Annotated in this window: 10 protein-coding genes and 4 pseudogenes; 12 read left to right on the forward strand and 2 right to left on the reverse strand. The window is 62.2% G+C overall.

The genetic code is table 11. The features are described 5' to 3' along the window. The first annotated feature begins 232 nt into the window (after positions 1-232). The 9 genes and pseudogenes from hsdR to GNZ18_RS02140 all read left to right on the forward strand — a co-directional run bounded on the left by hsdR (position 233) and on the right by GNZ18_RS02140 (position 10,060). Positions 233-2,689, forward strand: a complete 2,457-nt coding sequence (hsdR, locus tag GNZ18_RS02100; RefSeq protein ID WP_216651119.1) for an EcoAI/FtnUII family type I restriction enzme subunit R — start codon at positions 233-235, stop codon at positions 2,687-2,689. 414 nt (positions 2,690-3,103) lie between these two features. Further along, on the forward strand, positions 3,104-4,579 hold the full coding sequence (locus GNZ18_RS02105) for an HsdM family class I SAM-dependent methyltransferase (protein WP_156214353.1): 1,476 nt from the start codon (positions 3,104-3,106) through the stop codon (positions 4,577-4,579). Further along, positions 4,576-5,712 (forward strand): restriction endonuclease subunit S, encoded by a 1,137-nt coding sequence (locus GNZ18_RS02110; RefSeq protein ID WP_156214354.1) that lies wholly within the window; start codon positions 4,576-4,578, stop codon positions 5,710-5,712. Before GNZ18_RS02105 ends, GNZ18_RS02110 begins: the two co-directional genes overlap by 4 nt. A gap of 742 nt (positions 5,713-6,454) precedes the next feature. Then, positions 6,455-6,616 (forward strand): annotated as a pseudogene (locus GNZ18_RS02115) (helix-turn-helix domain-containing protein); the annotation flags it as partial. A 217-nt stretch (positions 6,617-6,833) separates the two neighbouring features. Further along, complete coding sequence (locus GNZ18_RS43965; protein WP_216651120.1) at positions 6,834-7,178, forward strand: hypothetical protein; 345 nt, start codon at positions 6,834-6,836, stop codon at positions 7,176-7,178. A 271-nt stretch (positions 7,179-7,449) separates the two neighbouring features. Beyond that, entirely contained in the window at positions 7,450-8,244 is a 795-nt protein-coding gene (locus tag GNZ18_RS02125; protein WP_156214356.1) for a transposase family protein, read from the forward strand. A 62-nt stretch (positions 8,245-8,306) separates the two neighbouring features. After that, positions 8,307-8,976: pseudogene (locus GNZ18_RS41675) on the forward strand (transposase); the annotation flags it as partial. Beyond that, a pseudogene (locus GNZ18_RS44195) lies at positions 8,971-9,204 on the forward strand (transposase); the annotation flags it as partial. The pseudogenes GNZ18_RS41675 and GNZ18_RS44195, both read left to right, overlap by 6 nt. Before the next feature lie 38 nt (positions 9,205-9,242). Next, a pseudogene (locus GNZ18_RS02140) lies at positions 9,243-10,060 on the forward strand (IS5 family transposase). A gap of 9 nt (positions 10,061-10,069) precedes the next feature. Here GNZ18_RS02140 and GNZ18_RS02145 read toward each other — a convergent pair. Beyond that, the gene (locus GNZ18_RS02145; RefSeq protein ID WP_156214358.1) at positions 10,070-11,767 is read right to left on the reverse strand and encodes a GmrSD restriction endonuclease domain-containing protein; all 1,698 of its coding nucleotides are present in this window, start codon (positions 11,765-11,767) and stop codon (positions 10,070-10,072) included. 276 nt (positions 11,768-12,043) lie between these two features. Beyond that, on the reverse strand, positions 12,044-12,640 hold the full coding sequence (locus GNZ18_RS02150; protein ID WP_173390610.1) for a winged helix-turn-helix domain-containing protein: 597 nt from the start codon (positions 12,638-12,640) through the stop codon (positions 12,044-12,046). 476 nt (positions 12,641-13,116) lie between these two features. On the opposite strand from GNZ18_RS02150, the gene GNZ18_RS02155 reads away from it, so the two are divergent. The 3 genes from GNZ18_RS02155 (at position 13,117) to GNZ18_RS02165 (ending at position 17,896) form a co-directional block, all read left to right on the forward strand. Beyond that, positions 13,117-15,819, forward strand: coding sequence for an ATP-dependent DNA helicase (locus GNZ18_RS02155; RefSeq protein ID WP_156214360.1), 2,703 nt, complete (start codon positions 13,117-13,119; stop codon positions 15,817-15,819). A gap of 39 nt (positions 15,820-15,858) precedes the next feature. After that, positions 15,859-16,104, forward strand: coding sequence for a transposase (locus tag GNZ18_RS02160; protein ID WP_156214361.1), 246 nt, complete (start codon positions 15,859-15,861; stop codon positions 16,102-16,104). Between the two features lie 1,330 nt (positions 16,105-17,434). After that, entirely contained in the window at positions 17,435-17,896 is a 462-nt protein-coding gene (locus tag GNZ18_RS02165; RefSeq protein ID WP_156214362.1) for a nuclear transport factor 2 family protein, read from the forward strand. The last annotated feature ends 33 nt before the right edge of the window (positions 17,897-17,929 follow it).

A 17,929-nucleotide genomic window follows, 5' to 3' on the forward strand; every position in this document is an offset into this window, starting at 1 on the left:
GCGCATGTATCCGACCTAGGAGCCGAACACGATAGATCCAAGGCTGACTGGTCAGTCAGCGCTCTCCGCCTTGCCACATGGCCAGCCCAAGGGTAACGGACCTGCCAGAAGGCAGCCGGGGCCCGGTGAGCCTCCTACCTAGTCCACCAACAGGCCGACCTTACGACAGCCATGTCCCGCAAATGAGGCCGAATGTCTGAACGTGTCAGTGTCTCCGGGTACAAAGGATGCTGTGACTTCCAGCAACGGCCCCCTCGAGGACGAGACCTGCAAGCGCTTCGTCCTACCCGCCCTCGATCGGGCTGGCTGGGGCGAGGACCAGATCAAGGCCCAGTACCGAATCAACCGGGGACGGATCCAGCCCACAGCACGCCGCCACCGCCAGGAACGTCCCCTAGTCGCCGACTATCTGCTGGAGTACTCGGACGGTCTGCCGCTGGCTGTGGTGGAGGCCAAGCGCTCCCGCCGAGACCCTGCCGCTGGCTTCGAACAGGTGAAGCGCTACGCCGCCCTGCTGGACGTGCCGTTCGCCTACACCACCAACGGGACGAAGACCCTCGAGATCGACTCCTGCACCGGCCTCACTACCGAGATCACCGAGTTCCCCGCGCCTGAGGATCTCTGGACGCGCTACTGCGCCACTCGAGGTCTCAATGAGGACTTCCAAACCGCGCTAGCATCCGCCCCGTTCAACCACAATGTCCGAAACTGGGACAACACCCCCAAGGAACCACGGTACTACCAACGCAATGCGATTAATCGGGCGGTGCAGGCGATCGCTCAAGGCGAGAGGCGTGTGCTGCTGGTTCTGGCCACGGGAACCGGCAAGACCCTAGTCGCTTCCCAGATCGTCGCGAAACTGTGGAACGCGAGCTGGCCAGGCGACCGCCGTCCTCGGGTCCTTTACCTCGCTGACCGTAATATCCTCGTCGACCAACCCAAAGACGACTACTTCGAACGAATGTTCGGCGAAGCTGTTCACAAGCTCACCCGCGGCGTCGCGTTGACGAGTCGGAACATCTACTTCGCCCTCTATCAGTCGCTCACACGTGGCGGCGATGCAGAAGATCTCTACCAGCAGTTCGACCGAGACTTCTTCGACGTGATCGTCGTTGACGAATGCCATCGCGGTAGTGCAACCGAGGGTTCCCAATGGCGCGAGGTGCTTGACCACTTCCATTCGGCCATCCAACTCGGCCTGACGGCAACGCCGATCAGCAAGCGCGACGCCGACACCTACGGATACTTCGGCGACCCGATCTACGAATACACTCTGGCTCAGGGTATTCAGGACGGCTTTCTTGCCCCCTACCGGGTCCGCAATGTTCGCCTTGACCTCGACCTGTTCGGCTGGCGACCAAGCGAAGGACAGCTCGACATGTACGGCCGTGAGATCCCGGACGAGCTGTATGGGCCGAGGGAGTTCGAGCGAATCGTAGCAGTCCTCGACCGAACCGACGCCGCAGCACGATATCTGACGGAGTACCTGCATAAGACCAACCGTATGGCCAAGACGATCGTCTTCTGTCAGACGAAAGACCACGCCCTCCGCATGGTGCAAGCGCTGCACAATGCCAACGCCGATCTCGTTCGGCAGTACGGCAACTCCTACGTCTGCCGGATCACCTCCGACGACGGCGACGCTGGCCGCGAGCGTCTCGGGGAGTTCCGCGACGATAGCACCCAGATCCCGACGATCGCGGTAACTGCCAGGCTCTTGTCGACGGGTGTTGACATTCCCACCGTTCGCAACATTGTCATCTTCCGAGTAATCCGGTCTATGCCGGAGTTCAAGCAGACCATCGGCCGCGGCACCCGCCTGTCCCCTGAGACAGACAAGTACGCCTTCGACATCATCGATTTCGTAGAAGCTACTCGCCTCTTCTATGATCCTGACTTCGATGGGCCGCCGATCCGCAGGCTGCGCGACGAGACCGACGACGAGGGCAATATCGTCACCACAATCGCCGAAGACCTGACTGACCCAGACCCTGACCCGGATTCCGACGCAGCGGCCGAACCTGAGCCTGAGTACGAGGAACAGGACAGGGGAGGTCTGCCACCGACAATCGTCACCGACCCTGATGAAATTGACGATATCCGCGCACAAGGCAGCACCTACTACGTCGACGACGTACCGGTCACTGTCTTTGGAACGGCCATGTACGTCACGGAGACTGACGGCTCCGGGACGCGACTGCGTCTGGTGAGCATCGAGCAATATATCCGAGGTCGTCTCCGCGAACTCGACCTATCACCGCACCAACTGCTCACCCAATGGGCCCAAACTGAGAGCCGCAAGGAACTCCGAGATAGACTGGACGAGTTCGGGATCACCCCGGCGGATCTCGGCGAACTGACGGGTCGCCCGGACGCTGACACGATCGATCTGCTTATCTACATTGGTTGGGACCTGCCCGTACTGTCCCGCTCAGAGCGGGCACTCCGATTCAAACTTCGCCATCGCAACTTCCTCGAGTCTTTTGCAGACGATGCCCGCGAGGTCCTGGACCGCGTTCTCGAGCAGTACTCGACTCGAGGCGCGGAGGAGTTGGACGTTCAGGCGCTGAGGTCACCGGCATACGCCGACCTCGGCACAGTCGTTGAGCTAGCTTCCCGATTCGGTGGCGGCGCAGGCCTACGGAGCGCCATCGACGCTCTCGGCGTTCAGTTGTATGAGGCGTCCTAGGAATAATTTGCTTATCTTGTAGCCCAATGCAGGCATCCCACACAAAACCCAACGCGACTATTGGTTCGACATGCGCTATCCTTGGCCCATGCAGCAGCGAGAAGAGGGCCCTCGAGCCCAACTGTGGCGCCGAGCCGCGCAACAGTGTGGCTACTGCACCACTGCGCAGGCCCTGATGGGCGGCTACTCCTACCAGTCGCACTACTTCCGTGTCCGGCTCGGCGGCAGGACACGATCGCCCGCAGCGTCTATCAATTTTACGAATTTGCCAACGTTGCAACTCACGATAGCTACCAAAGCGATACTGTCCCGCCACCAACAGGGGGCGAATTTTTTCACCGCCACAGGAGCCGCTATCTGTCAAACAGAGCTGTCACTGGAACGCGCCTCTAACGAAACGGATCTTTGATAATCATGGCCCCATCCGCGAAGAAGGACACAACATCCCGTGCCCGGCTGTCAGCCGTCATCAAGTCTGCGCGCGACATCATGCGCAAAGATGCGGGCCTCAACGGCGACTTGGACCGCCTGCCTCTGTTGTCGTGGCTGCTGTTCCTGCGCGCCTTCGACGCCCTTGAGGCCGAGCGAGAAGTCACTGGCGAAGAGTCAATCATCAAGCCGGACTACCAGTGGCGCGCGTGGGCGGACGATGAGACCTTCACTGGCGAAGATCTCTTGTCGTTTATCAACAATGAGCTCATTCCTTATCTCAGGGGCCTGAGTAGCGACGAGCCCGGCGACCCTCGAAACGTCCTGAGCCAGGTCTTCGGCGGCGTCCAGAACCGCATGCTTTCGGGCTACCTATTCCGTGATCTGGTCAACCAGATCCGCAAGATTGACTTCAACAGCAGTGACGACATCCATACGATGGCGTTCCTGTACGAGTCGCTACTAAAGGAGATGCGCGATGCCGCCGGCGACTCAGGGGAATTCTACACACCACGTCCAGTCATCCGGTTCATGGTCGAGCAAACATTCCCCAAGCTGGGTGAGTCTATTTTGGACCCAGCTTGCGGGACTGGTGGTTTTCTTGTCGAGGCTTACACCGAACTGGCTCCTCAAGCCACTGGTCGCATGCTCCAGCAACAGTTGGTTTACAACCTGCGCGGCATTGAGAAGAAACCACTTCCCTACTTGCTGTGCATGATGAACCTCACCCTACATGGAATCTCGGCCCCCAATATTCTGAATGCAAACGCCCTACGAAAAATGATCGCCGACACGAGCCCGAGTACTCAAGTCGATATTATCCTCACCAACCCACCTTTCGGCGGCGAGGAAGAGGATTCCATCGCCAAGAGCTTTCCCAGTGGCTACCAGACCCGCGAAACAGCCTGGTTGTTTCTTCACGCGGTTATCCGCAAGCTTAAGCCCGGCGGGCGCTGCGCCATTGTCCTCCCCAACGGTGCTCTCTTCGGCGAAGGAATCGGGACGAAGATTAGAAAGAAGCTTCTACAAGAATGCAATTTGCATACAATTGTGCGGCTTCCTCAGTCCGTCTTCGCTCCGTACACCGACATTCCCTCCAATCTCCTTTTCTTTGAGAAGACCGGCCCGACGAAGGAAATCTGGTTCTACCAGATCGACCCACCCGAAGGACGCAAAGGCTATTCCAAGACCAAACCAATGAGATACGAAGAGTACGCTGCATGCGCTGAATGGTGGGGAGGGGAGGAACGCAAGGAGCGACGGGAAAATGATCACGCGTGGCGAGTGCTAATCAGTGAGATCGCCGAAAGTGGTTATGACCTCAACATCCTTAAGCCAACAGTCGAGGCTAGCTTGCCCCATCATCCACCAGTCGACATCCTTAAGGAAATTATAAGCACCGAAAATTCTATTACGGCGACACTGATCTCCCTCTTGGAAGAATTGGATAGCGAAGCATGAAACTTCCGGAAAGGCCTTTGGGGGATGCCATTAGGCTGAATCTAATGCCAGTCGACGTATCTGCAGGCACCAACTACCCGATCGCTGGGTTGTACAGCTTTGGGAGAGGCTTCATTCGTCGCCCTACCATTGATGGATCAGAAACAGCCTACTCCCGTCTTTTCAGGATAAGCAAGGACCAGCTTGTAATGAGTAAGTTGGGAGCCTGGGAAGGTGCCTTCGCTGTCGTCCCAGATGAATTCGATGGAGCGTTCGTCTCTCCAGAGTACCCAAGCTTTGACATCGACAGTTCAGTCGCCACCACAGCTTATATAGCCCATCTCGTCAGGTGGCCGGCATTTTGGGAGCGAGTGAATCCTCGCGGTTCCATGGCGCGCAGAAAACGTATCACCCCTGCGAGACTGGCAGAAATCGCTGTCCCGCTACCTGATCTGGAAGAGCAGCGACGTATCGCTTCCCGCCTCGACGCTGCCGAGGAACGACTTAAAGAAGTGGGTAGGCAACGGGACTACTCCATCAAGCTTCATGATTCTCTGAGGGAATCAATGTTTTCTAACGAACAACTCGGCGAGCCTGCGAGACTTGGAGACGTACTCACACTCGAAAGAATTCCTGCGATTATCGACCCAGAGGAAAATTATACTCAGATCGGCATTCGGTCCTTTGGCAAGGGCATCTTTCACAGAGATGGCTCTCTAGGGTCCGAGCTGAGCAAATTGAAGTATTATGAGATCCGCCCCGGAAATCTGATTGTAAGCAACATTATGGCATGGGAGGGCGCAATTGCAGTCTCGTCTGAAGCCGACAACGGCTGCATTGGCTCCCACCGGTTCCTCAGTTTCAAACCAACAGAGAGTGTGGATATTCGCTACCTCAGCCATTTCTTCCAGTCCAGGCAAGGACGGGAGCTGATAAAGACAACGTCAACCGGAACCGTGCTACGCAACCAGACACTTTCGATCAAACACTTTGAGAACCTAAAAGTGCCGCTTCCGCCTATCGGCGAGCAGAAGAGAGTGGCATCAATTCTCGAACGAAGCAATGTCATCCAAGGCAGGGTGGCGACGCAAGGAGAGCTTTCAAACACGCTTACCAGGTCCCTCCTGCACGCGGCATTCAGCGGAAAACTCTAGTTTTGCCAAGGCTCTCGCCTACCTCACGAGGGGGAATCAGAGTGCGGTCGGACACCTCGTCCCGTCAGTGGGACGCTCTCTAGGGGCAGACCCGCAGCGTCAAAGAGCACTACGCCTGCTCGTTCGTGACGCAGGCTGCCCAGCAACGGCGCAGCAGCAAAGGCAATGTCCGCCGAGATAGTTGCCCTGCCTTTTGTGTTTCCGGGCGGGCCACTGGCGCTGCGAACTGCTTCGGAGGCCGCAGCGACCCGAGCTGCCCCCGTTATCTTCTCCACGTACCCGGTGATCAGGGATCTTGGTCGCCAGGCCGGGCATGACTGATTGCCCCTGTCGTTGATGATCCCGGCGGGGGTGTTGTCACCGGGTCTGGTGGCGTCGATGAACCGCTGGTAGGGACCGGCCGCCCCGATCGTTGTGGGCAAGTCTCGTCATAACGTAGCTGCCGGGCATCATCGCCTGACCGCGGCCAGGCATGCAGGATTGGTTGGACGGGAGTGTCTTGCAGCAAGTACGCGGTGTTCCTCGGGTTGGACGTCGACAAGAGCGGGCATCACGCGGGCGCGCTGGACCCCTCTGGCAAACGTCTGCACGACAGGGCGCTGCCCAACTGGCTATGTAAGGTCTCATGACTTTGTTGACAGACCGTTCTCTGTAGATGCCTGACAGCGCTCCCCAATGAGTGCTTGTCTTTCCTGGTTCGTCTCGTGAGGGTGGGGGGCATGGGGTGGCGGATCGTTCGTGGATGACGGAGAACCGATACCGGGCGGTGCTGGAGGTTCTGATTGGTGGCCCGGTCACCGAGGTCGCGCGGCGGTACGGGGTGCCTCGCCAAACGATCTACGTATGGTGTAGGCGCTATCGGCAGGACGGCGTCGAGGGGCTCCAGGGGAAGTCCCGCCGCCCCGCTCCAGCCCGACTCGCCTGGCCGCCGACGTCGAGGCGCTGATCTGCGAGAAGAAGGAGCCGCCAGGCGGGGTGGACATCGAACCGGCCGACCACGTCCTCGCCGCTCCCGCGGCGGCCTGACCAGCAAGTTTCATCTGGCCTGCGAACACCGACAGCGCCTGTTGTCCCTGGTCCTCCCCGCTGGGCAGCGCGGCGACAGTCCACAGTTCGTGCCCGTGTCGGCGGCGGTTCTGGTGCCCAGCCTGGGTGCCGGCCTCCAGGGTCTCGGCCTCGGTGCGACCGCCGACGTAGAGTCCGGGCTGGTCCTCATAGAGCGCGATCGGGCCGTTGACCGTCAGATTGCCGGTGATCACGATCAGATCGACATCGTCCTCGTCGTCCTCGCTTCGCAGGGCATTGACGGCGTCCAGGAAGTCCCCGTCGACCGCGAGATCGCCGTCGAAGAACAGCACGCTGTCATAGTCGGACGACTCTCCTTCGCTCTCGAACGCGGCGGACAACGCGCCGCTCAGACGGGCGTCGGCGTCGGCATAGGACAGGGATGCGGGGGTGGGGGATAGCGACATGGCGACGAGCATAGGTCCGCGCTGTGACAGCCCTACGGGAAAGTCCAGCGCCGTCGTGAGGCGGCTGGCTGCCCCGCCGTCGACATCAGTAGCAGAAGTTGAACACAGCCCCACTGTTCATTGGTGAGATCCCCACGCGCCTCATCGGTGAGATCCCCGCGCGCCACACCAGGATCATCCCGGCGTGGCGCGATCAACGCGACAGCGTTCTGAAACACGCCCTAAAGCCTGTTGCAGAAGGCTGTGATCTGGGAACTTTCTGTGTATGGGTGGGGTGTTGCGAGCCGAGCCGTTGTGGGTTGAGGTGTTCACCGGGCTGCGGATGACACAGTTCCAGCGGCTGGTGCGGGCGGTGCGCGAGCGTGGCGGCAACGGTCCGCAGAAGGGTCCACGGATCGGGCGGCCGTGGTGCCTGCCGCTGGCCGACCGGGTACTGCTGGTGGCGATGTACTACCGCACCAACCTGACCATGCGGCAACTGGCACCGCTGTTTGGGACCTCGCCGGCCACGGTGTGCCGGGTGGTGCAGCGGCTGGGCCCACTGCTGGCCCTGGAGCCGGCACCGCGCCCCGCCGAGCCGCTGGAACGGCTGTGGATCGTGGACGGTACCTTGATCCCGGTCTGCGACCGGCGGGTGGGATCCTCCAGCCGCAACTACCGGTTCTCGGCGAACGTGCAGGTCGTGGTGGACGCTGACACTCGGCTGGTGCTGGCCGCAGCCCGCCCGGTGCCGGGCACCACCGCCGACGCCCAGGCCTGGCGTCGCTCGCACCTGCCCGAGTACTGCCGCGGTGTCACCGTGCTGGGCGATGGTGCCTACACCGGCTGTGGACTGGTGATCCCACACCGCAAACGCCCCGGACGGCCGCTGCTGCCGGTCCAGGAGGCCGACAACGCCGAGCACCGCAAGGTCCGTGCCCGCGTCGAGCACACCTTCGCCCGCATGAAGAACTACAAGATCCTGCGCGATTGCCGGCAACGCGGTGACGATCTGCCCAACGCCGTCCAGGCCGTCGCTCACATGCACAACCTCGCCCACACACCCGCCCCAGCAGCGTGATCGACTACCGACGCCCAACAGCTCGAACACGCCTACTCACAGCCTTCTGCAACAGGCTTTAGGTCTTCCCTGTCCCCGAACGCGTTCTCGGGCACAGCTCGACCACCCGGCCGTCCCGGAGATCCTGGCCAGGTTCGACGGGGCGCCCGGCCTGCGTGCTGCCGGGCAGCGCGGCCTGCTCAACCTCGTCCGCAAGCTCGCCCCGTGCATGGGCGAGCAGCTCGTCACCGACAGCATCACTGCTCTGGACGCTCAGACGGTGACCGTCCCGGACTAAACGCCAGCCGAGGCCGTGCTGCCCCGTCTGGCCGTCCCGCTGCGCAACGTCCTCGATCAACGCAAGCAGACCGCCGCGGAGGTCGAAATCATGCTTAATGCGCACCCTCTCGCCAAGGCCCTGACCTCAATGCCGGGCTTCGGGGTCAGGACCGCCTCCCTAGTGCGGCTCGAGGTCGGGTACGGCTCGGCCTTCCCCACGCCCGGCCATCTGGCCGCCTACGCAGGTCTCGCCCCGGTAACCAAGCAGTCCGGCACCTCGATCAAGGACAACGCCCGCCCAAAGGCAGCAACAAGTACCTCAAGCACGCCATGTTCTTGGCCGCCTTCGCCTCCCTCGCTGACCTCGTCAGCAGGGCCTACTACCGCAAGAAGAGAGAACAGGGCAAACGTCACAACGCCGCCCTGATCTGCCTGGCCCAACGACGCAGCGACGACCTGTTCGCCATGCTCCGCGACGGCGGAATCACGCCGCGCATCGCCCGCCCCGGCATCGAGTCCGCAGAACGCCTGGGCCGCCACCGCTGGATGATCGAACGGACGCTGGCCTGGCTGCTGGGCTATCGGCGTCTGACCATCCGCTACGAGCGCCACGGCCACCTGTTCAACGCCTTCCTCGTCCTCTCAGCCACCATCACCTGCTACAAGAAACTCACCCGCGACCCACATGAGACGCCCTCTTAGAGCGTGTCCTATGTGGTGAGGCGGTCGTTGGGTTTGATATGGGTCAAGGTAGGTGGAGTTGGATCGTGCCGGACGGATTATGGGAGATCGCCAAGCCGTTGATCCCGCCGTCGCGGGTGCGCCCGCAGGGCGGGGGAACGCAGGACACCCCTGATGAGACGGTGTTCGCGGCGATCATCTATGTGCTGGTGAGTGGTTGTGCGTGGCGGGCGTTGCCGCCGTGTTTCGGGATGTCGAAGCGACGGCTCACCGCCGGTTTGTAATCTGGTCGCGGGCGAGGGTGTGGGGCCGGTTGCAAGAGGCGGTGCTGCATCGGCTGGATGATGGCGGGCTTGATCGACGTCTCGCGTGTGGTGCTCGATTCGGCCCATGTGAGAGCGAAAAAGGGGGCGAACACACAGGTCCGAGCCCCGTGGACCGGGGTAGGCCGGGTTCCACAATGCATGTGCTGTCGGATGCGAACGGACTGCCCCTGGTCGTCGGCGTCTCGGCCGGCAACGTCCACGACAGCCAGGGTCTGAAGCCCTTGGTGGTCGGCCACCAAACGAGACACGACCCCGATCGCGGCCGCTGCTTCAAACCCCGGCGCCTGCATGCCGACAAAGCCTACGACCGCCCGGACCTGCGCCGTTGGTGACGCGGCCAGCGCATCGGCGTGCGTATAGCCCGCAAAGGCATCGAGTCCAGCAGGCGATGAGGCCGTCGGCGGTGGGTGATCGGACGCACCTTCTCCTGGCTCACCGGTTACCGCAGACTCAACCACCGCTACGAACGCAACTCCCGCAACTACCTGGCCTTCCTCGGCCTCGCAGCCGCCCTGTGCTGCTACAAACGACTCGTCCGCCTCACCACATAGGACACGCTCTTAGTCGTCTGTGTCAGTGTCCTCGACCTCAACCTCGTTCGCGCGCCGCCGTGTGTCGGCGTCCGGTGACGAGATGCTCGCCTCGGTCCTACCACCCCGTCGGATCAAATCCTCAGCCCAGTTCAGTAGGGTCTCGGCCCGCGCGCTTAGGAACGCTTTGTAGTCGCCGCGCATTGCCGCCTCGAATGCAGGCGGCGAAATCAAACAGGTGTCGAGCCGCCGTCTGACCTCAGCCTCTCCACTGAAGTCGATCTCGGCCTGAAGATAAGTGGGCGGTGCCTGGTCGGAGATTTTCTGATTGCTGATAGCCGTCAGCATCACGACGTTTGCCAGTACGTTGGCCTGCTCAAAAGTAAGGCCATCCCTCCCAAGCTTCGCCTTGGGAAAAAGGTGATGGAACTGCATGCTGTTGGTGTCGGCAAGCGCCTTACCCGTGTCGATGGCCGCACCCGTGATCAGATCGACGGGGCCCGCGGCGGCCAGCATGAGCGCCAATGCCTTGGTCCAGGACGATTCCCGTCGGTACTGATTCGACAGCCACCACCGAGTGGACAGCGGCGCGATCTCGACGTCGATGCGCTTGGACTCGCCTTGGGCAAAGGTCGTTACAGCCTCCATGTCTGCGGCCATCTTCCGAGAATTCCAGCCTTCGTAGTACCTGCTGAGTGCAGTCCGCCAGAACCAGCTGCGGATCTCAGCGAACTGTTGCCCATCCGGACGCGGAAGCTGCCGGAAGAGCTCGATGACGACGGCTAGTTGATTTGGGTAGGGAAGCGCTTCGGCGGTGGGGGTGCCGATCTCGACGGTCAGAAAATCGACAGCCAGCCGGGCAGCTCTCTCGGTTTCTTCGATAGTCTTGACTAGATGACCATGGCTAACAGAGGGCAACCGTTCGATATCACCTGTCGCGAAACCGAGGCCAACAGCAGCGGAAATAGCTCTCAGCAGCAGCTTCCGTTCGATCTTGCCGTAATGCTTGGCTGCCAGCGTGTTACGCACGCGGTCGATGGCGTCAAGCAGGTCGAAATCGCGGCGCCATGTCGCAGCACGGATGAACTCGACAGTGGTCAGCGGCGTGCCGCGAGTATTGACTCGCTCAAAGATTCGGCCGATCTCGCTGAATGATGCGGACTTCAGGGTTACGACGGCAGTCTCGTACTTGGTGAAGCTATCAAAGAGGTGGTGGGCGGCGTTCTCCTGTTCCTCGGAATCAAGGCCCGACAACCGTTTGAAGAAGAGTGAGGGTTGCGTCAGCAGGCGGAGCGGGACCTGATGAATGGGCGGTTCCTCGAGATCGGACCGGTGGAGGAAACGCTCTTCATCGAGGTCGTAGACCAGGTTCCAGAAGCTGCGTGGATCGTCCTTGGGCTCCCAGTACAGCGCACCGCAGATGGTCGAGAGGCGCTGGCAACCGTCCAGCAGGTAGGTCCACCGTTCTCGCTCATCGAACTGCTCGATCTCCAGATCAGCGATACTGCGCTCGCTGGCCAAGCTCATGGGGCTGTCCCAGAGCAGTAGACTGCCGATCGGATAGTTCCGCGAGATGGAGTCCAGCAGGTCGATCACCTGCTGACGCGTCCAGACGAATGTCCGCTGGAACTTAGGCAACCTGACCTCCCCCGCTCTGACCCGCGAGGCCAAGTCCGTGATCTTCTCAGGCTGAGGCCGGTGCGCACGCTCCTGGGATCTGGGGGCCATGAAGTCTCATCTCCAAACCGATGTCCGACATAAAAGTCATCGCTCGGATCACGAGGGTTTCATGAAACCGTCAGTCGAGTCAGGTAAACGTCCCCACTGCAGCGAGTCTCCTCGTCCAGGTCCACGTGCACAGGTTGTCCCAGACCAGCACGATCGGGCCGTTCAACTGGTGTGGGCGGCGATCAGCAGGTTCCGGTAGTGGGTCCAGGCGAAGCTGCGGCGTCCGGGCTGCTTGTGGTCGGTGTGGTGGTGGCGCCGGTAGATCAGCCGGGATCGTCACCCGGGCCGATAGCAGGCCAGGGCGGCGATCGAGATGCGCCGCTGCGAGCGGCCCCGCACGGTGACGAGTGGGGTATGGCCGCTTCTGGACCAGGTGCGGCGGGTCGGCGGCGTCGCCCGTGAACCGGGCCTCGTCTTCGAAGAAGATCTATGCCCGATGCGCCGGCACGGTGCTTCCACCTGGAGCCAGGTCTCCTTCACCCATCCACTCACCCGCTCGGGGGTCGCGTTCGCCAGCGCGGCGGCGGGGACCTGGTGGCTCCCGCCGTTGTGGTGCAGCATCTGCGCGATGCCCGAGAAGGTCATGCTCTTGTGGAAACGCCGCCCGATCAGGGTTTTGATGCGCTCCAGTGTCCAGGTCTGATCGCTGTAGCCGTGTGCGAGCGGGCCCTTGGCCAGTTCCTGCTCCAGCGCCCCCAGCAGCTTGGGGCTCAGCTGGACCGTCCGAGCGAGCCTTGTGAGCGCAGTGCGCGATCTCCGTGCTCCTGCCGCGCTCGCCGCCAGCGCTTTGTGATTGATGCGCGAGAAGCTGCCCCATCCCGTTGCAGAATAGCGTTGCTTCGCCCGTGGGTGGCCTGCCAGCCTCTTGGGCATGGCGATTGCTGATAAGCCTGCGCTGCTCCCTGAGGAGTCAGCGCGCTTGCCTAAGGAGGCGATCATCCGGGTGGGTGTGGCCTTCGGACACAGGGCAGCCTTCGCCGAGGCCAGGCGGCGGCGCGGATTGGACCAGTGGGCGTTCTACGTCGGAGCGCGTGCGGGCGGGCTGGGGACTGTCGCGATGCGGATACGGATGTCGCTGTGGCGGTGGGGGACTTCTTCGCGCCACGCCTCACACGCCGGCGTGGTTCGCGCCTCCTCGGGTACTGCCTGGCAGGTGCCGCCCGAGCCCGCCGCGGCCCGGGCAGCGCCGACTTGCTCGGCCCTGCTGCGCTGCGTCAACACCGCGGACAGGGGCACCTACTCGCAGCGGCAACCGAAGGGCTGATCGCCGCTGTGCCGGACAGGCGTGAGTTAGAGCAGATCAGCAGATACTCGACGGATCGGTCGGCGGAGCAAAGAGGTGAAGGTTCATGACCACGGTCGTCGAGCACATTCAGAGCACGGATGAGGCGATCTGTCGGAACATCGACTCGCTGCCGGATCAGCGAGCTCTACTGTCCCAAAACCTCATTGCTCAGCTTCGGAACCTGGTCGAAGGCGTCGCCGTCCGTTTGCACGCGGGCACGGATGACGCTGAGTACAACTACGCGGCAATCGATCCAGGACTCAATTTCGTCAAGGCCAAGGCCAAGCTGAACTTCCTCGGGAAGTTCCACAAGCTCATTCAGATCAGTGCGTCGCACTACACGCTGGACGGGGATGCCTCCGAGCGCCTGATGCTCAAATACTACGAGTATCTCCTGCGCATCCGCACCCTGCTATGGGACAGCTTCGGGGTCGCCGTGCTGGCAAATTTGGAGTCCTTCCCAGTCGATCTCGACCCGTCGCTGCGCGAGTACCACGAAAAGATCGCCGCCCGAATCGAGGCACTGCGTTCGGCAGGATCGGGCAGCGGAGCGCGGCACCGCTACTACATCCATAAGACGCGCCCGTTCTTCGTTGGGGGACGCATCTACTACGAGGTCACCTTCTACCGAGCCGTCAACCAGGTCAGCAAGTTCGACCGCGTGATCGCGTTCACCGACATCGACATGACCGATAAGTACTCGGCCATCCTGACGCTTCAGCGTGACTCGATCGACGTCCTCGACCAGAGCATGCCGATCACGATCATCGGTGAATGGGAGGTGTCAATTCGGCCCTGCGAATTCAACAACTTCGCGCGCCTCCTGGGCATCACCACTAAGGTCCGGACCAATTCCTCCGAGTACAACTACCTGATGCGGGGCCTCACAGTGGGCTCGGGCAGCCTGCTCGACCTTATCGACATGCCCGACGACAAGTACACGGCAACCAAGGCCGAGGGCACCGTCGGTGTCACCAAGGCGCAAATCTTCCCAGTACTGGACGAGGCGCGCCGCATCGTACGGTCAACTGCTCCGGGACACAATGTCATCCGCTACCTCATGCTTCGGATGCACAACCAGGTTCTCAGGCCCCAGCACCACTTGGAGAACTGCGGCCGTCTTTCTGGGCTGAACTTGGTTTACGGCTGCATTCCTTTCGACCAGATGCCCTTCTGCACCTCGCTGCCGGGACACAACCCGCGCTACTGGGATCTCGTTGAGGCCCTTGACATGACCGGGCGAAATCACGAGTTGCTCGCTCGGCGAGTGCGGAACAACGTCGACCGCCACGGAATGCTCTACACATCCGCCGCCGATCTCGAGGAGTTCGGTGACGTCGACAAGTTGATCGCTACTTACAACGGCTTGCTCTATTACAAGCACACCGGGCGCCGACTGGTGCAGGACAAGGGCCAAGTTTTCATCCGTGGGTACGAGGACGACACTGTCGCCATCGTCAAGAAGCTACAGGAGTATGCCTCGTCCGGGATCGACGGCTACACGGTAACCGTCGAGCGCTGGCTGGATGAGGCGCCTCGCGGCATCGACGACGAGGCCAAGAGAGACGCGCTCAAGCGCCTGTTCAGTCAGTCGAAGGTGGCCCTGGTCTACGGCGCGGCCGGCACAGGCAAGTCAACGATGGTCGATCACATCGCGAACTACTTCAACGACAAGGCCAAGCTCTTCCTGGCTCACACCAACCCGGCGATCGACAACCTTAAGCGCAGGGTTACCGCTCAGGGCTCGACCTTCCGGACGATCAGTAGCCAGACCTACCAGCCCACCTTGGATCTGGAGTACGACCTTCTGGTCATCGACGAGTGCAGCATCGTCAGTAACGCTGACCTGCTCAAGGTGCTGGAGAATACGTCCTTCAAGTTGCTTGTCCTGGTGGGCGACGTCTACCAGATCCAGTCGATCCAGTTCGGCAACTGGTTCAGCATCATCCGTTCATTCATTCCAAGCACTTCGGTGTTCGAGCTGACGACGCCGTTCCGAACCACCAGCGAGTCACTCTTGGGCTTCTGGGGCAAGGTGCGCAACCTCGAGGACGATATCGCCGAGGCCATCGCCCGCAACGGCTACTCCACCGTGCTCGACAAGTCTCTGTTCGAGGCTCAGCGCCAGGATGAGATCATCCTGTGCCTGAATTACGACGGGCTGTACGGCATCAACAACGTCAACCGCTTCCTTCAGAGCGGCAACCCGAACCCGGCCACGACCTGGCGTGTCTCCACCTACAAGGTCGACGATCCTGTCCTGTTTCACGAGACCGAGCGGTTCCGGCCCGTGATCTACAACAACCTGAAAGGCCGGATCGTCGACATCGCGGCCGCCCCGGGACATATCCGGTTCGATGTCGAGCTGGATCGGCCACTCACCGAGATCGACGTCGGCGGCGGGGAGCTGGAGCGGGTGGGAGGCTCGACCGTGCGCTTCTCCGTCTACGACCACGACATCAGCGATGAGGACGACGATTCAGTCAATACCTCCGTGCCGTTCCAGGTCGCCTACGCTGTCTCAATCCACAAGGCGCAAGGCCTTGAGTACGACTCCGTCAAGATCGTCATTACGGATGCCAACGAGGACGACATCACACACAGCATCTTCTACACGGCCGTCACTCGGGCGCGGGAGAGCCTTAAGATATTCTGGACACCAGAGACCCAGCAGTCTGTGCTGAAGAGTCTTCAGCGAGGCACGAGCCGGAAGGACGTCGCGCTTCTGTCGAGCCGCCGTGCACTTAGGCATCATCTCAATCGGTGAGTTGGCGGTGGTCTGCTGGCCGTGGCGATGGTCGAATGAATGGTTTCCGAGGAACTGCGGGAGCTGTTCCAGCGGGTGGTGCCGCCCGCTCCGAGGCGGCCGCGGGGCGGTGGTCGGCGGCGGCATGGGGGTCGGGCGGTGCTGGCCGCGATTACCTTTGCGGCGACCACCGGCTGTACCTGGCAGCAACTGCCGCCGGGTTTGGACCGTTGGGGGCGACGGTGCATCGTCGTGCTACCGACTGGGCGCAGGCCCCAATGCTCCGGATGGTGCCCGATGAACTGAGAGCACGCGGTGAGCTGGACTGGTCGCGGTACGCGATCGATTTGGTCGGCGTCAGCGCTGCCAGAAGGGGAGACGACGGGCCCGAGCCCTGTAGATCAGGGCAAGCGCGAGTCGAAAGGCTACGCCTACGCTGACCTGCGGCACTGGCTGCACGGCCGCAGTATACGAGAGCGCTGGTCTCTAGTCCGCAGGTTGTGTATCAAGCTCGCAGGGCCCAGTGCTCCGCGTGCGCTGTGGCTTGTGCCAGTCCTGTCACTCCAGCGTGCGGGGTCACGTGATCGTGAAGCGGGATGGGATGGTTAGGCGGGCGTTGGGTGGGGTGGGGGGTGGAGCCGGTCTGCGGCGGGCCCCGTAGGGGGTACCACGCGGACCGGCGCGCGTGTCCATGGCGCCGCCGTCGATCACCGCACATGCCGCGTCGTGCCGGGTGCCCGCGATCTCGGACGTGATGGTGACTTCACACTCCACGAGATCGGCCGTCCGGTCGTACCGCATGCGTAGCCTGAACACATCCAGCAGTTCGGGACAGGGCCGCTCGGGCGCCGCATTCCGCACTTCCCGTGGCTTGGTCCGGGTGGCTTCCAGGTCGGCAGCGATCTGAGCGGCGGGCGGGTCTACGCGAGACGGGCGCTCTGGTTGATCGTCCGGACGGCTGTTCAGAGGTTCGAGATCGCGGACTCCGCCGCCTCTCGGGGTCACCGGTCCGCTCGGCCGCGAGCCGGCGCAGGTGACGCGGACGCCCCGGTCCTTCACTGGTTCGGCTCGTTGGTGCACCCGGGTACGGACTGTCGATCCTTACACAGGACAACCTGCCACCGCCGCGCGTCCTCGATCGAAGCAAGTGAGTAGGCCCAGGCAGCGCCTGCCCCAGGAGCGGGGCGGTGGGGCCGCGGAGCGGGCACGCGCACATTGCAGCGTCTTCTAATGGATGGAGCACCGCCAAGCGTTTGACATCCACGGAAGAGCCTGCCTAGGATTCTAATGGATACTAGACGTGTATCCGTTAGGTGTGCTGAGGAGCTCCACGTGACCACCTCGATCGCGCGACCGCCACAGGTGCCGCGAAGGAGCTGCTCGACCCGGTCCACGAGGCCCTCGGCACGACTCCGAACATGTCCAGGGCGATGGTGAACGGCCCGGCTCCACATCCGCGCCGCCCCGGGCGCCCCTCCACCCGGTACCCGTGGGCGCAGTCGTGTTGATCGAGTATTCGATCCGTGCCGCGTCCGGTTCAGCGGACGACTCCGTCGGCTTCCACCTGGTTGCCGCGGTCACGGGCCCACCCGCCTCGCCCCCGGCCGCCATAGCCCGCAATCGGAAGGAACCCTTCATGCCCGAGTCCCGCCCGCCGTTCCCGCCCTTCGATGAGGAAACGGCCCTGCAAAAGGTCCAGGCCGCAGAAGACGCCTGGAACACGCGTGACCCGCACCGCGTCTCCCTGGCGTACACGCCCGACTCCGTGTGGCGCAACCGAGACAGCTTCGTCACCGGTCGCGAGGCGATCGTGGAATTCCTCGCCGCCAAGTGGGAACGCGAGCAGGACTACGCGCTGCGCAAGAGCCTGTGGGGCTTTCGCGGCAACCGGATCGCCGTCCGCTTCCAGTACGAGTGGCACGACCACGAGGGCCAATGGTGGCGCAGCTACGGCAACGAACTGTGGGAGTTCACCGACGGGGGCCTGATGTCGCGCCGGGAGGCGAGCATCAACGACCTGGCGATCAGCGAGGCGGAGCGCCGAATCGTCGGCCCACGTCCGGCCCATGAGCACGGAGTCGACATTCCGATTCGGTAGCTTGGCGGCCTGCGCGCAACGTGTCGGGCCCGC

This window comes from Actinomadura litoris (genome assembly GCF_009733595.1).
Taxonomy (GTDB): Bacteria; Actinomycetota; Actinomycetes; order Streptosporangiales; family Streptosporangiaceae; genus Spirillospora; species Spirillospora litoris.

Coding starts and splice junctions, on each gene's coding strand:
- GNZ18_RS02150 (WP_173390610.1), bottom strand. CDS start 12,640: ATGCCCAAGAGGCTGGCAGGCCACCCACGGGCGAAGCAACGCTATTCT.
- GNZ18_RS02105 (WP_156214353.1), top strand. CDS start 3,104: ATGGCCCCATCCGCGAAGAAGGACACAACATCCCGTGCCCGGCTGTCA.
- GNZ18_RS02165 (WP_156214362.1), top strand. CDS start 17,435: ATGCCCGAGTCCCGCCCGCCGTTCCCGCCCTTCGATGAGGAAACGGCC.
- GNZ18_RS02160 (WP_156214361.1), top strand. CDS start 15,859: ATGGTTTCCGAGGAACTGCGGGAGCTGTTCCAGCGGGTGGTGCCGCCC.
- GNZ18_RS02155 (WP_156214360.1), top strand. CDS start 13,117: ATGACCACGGTCGTCGAGCACATTCAGAGCACGGATGAGGCGATCTGT.
- GNZ18_RS02145 (WP_156214358.1), bottom strand. CDS start 11,767: ATGGCCCCCAGATCCCAGGAGCGTGCGCACCGGCCTCAGCCTGAGAAG.
- GNZ18_RS02110 (WP_156214354.1), top strand. CDS start 4,576: ATGAAACTTCCGGAAAGGCCTTTGGGGGATGCCATTAGGCTGAATCTA.
- GNZ18_RS02125 (WP_156214356.1), top strand. CDS start 7,450: ATGGGTGGGGTGTTGCGAGCCGAGCCGTTGTGGGTTGAGGTGTTCACC.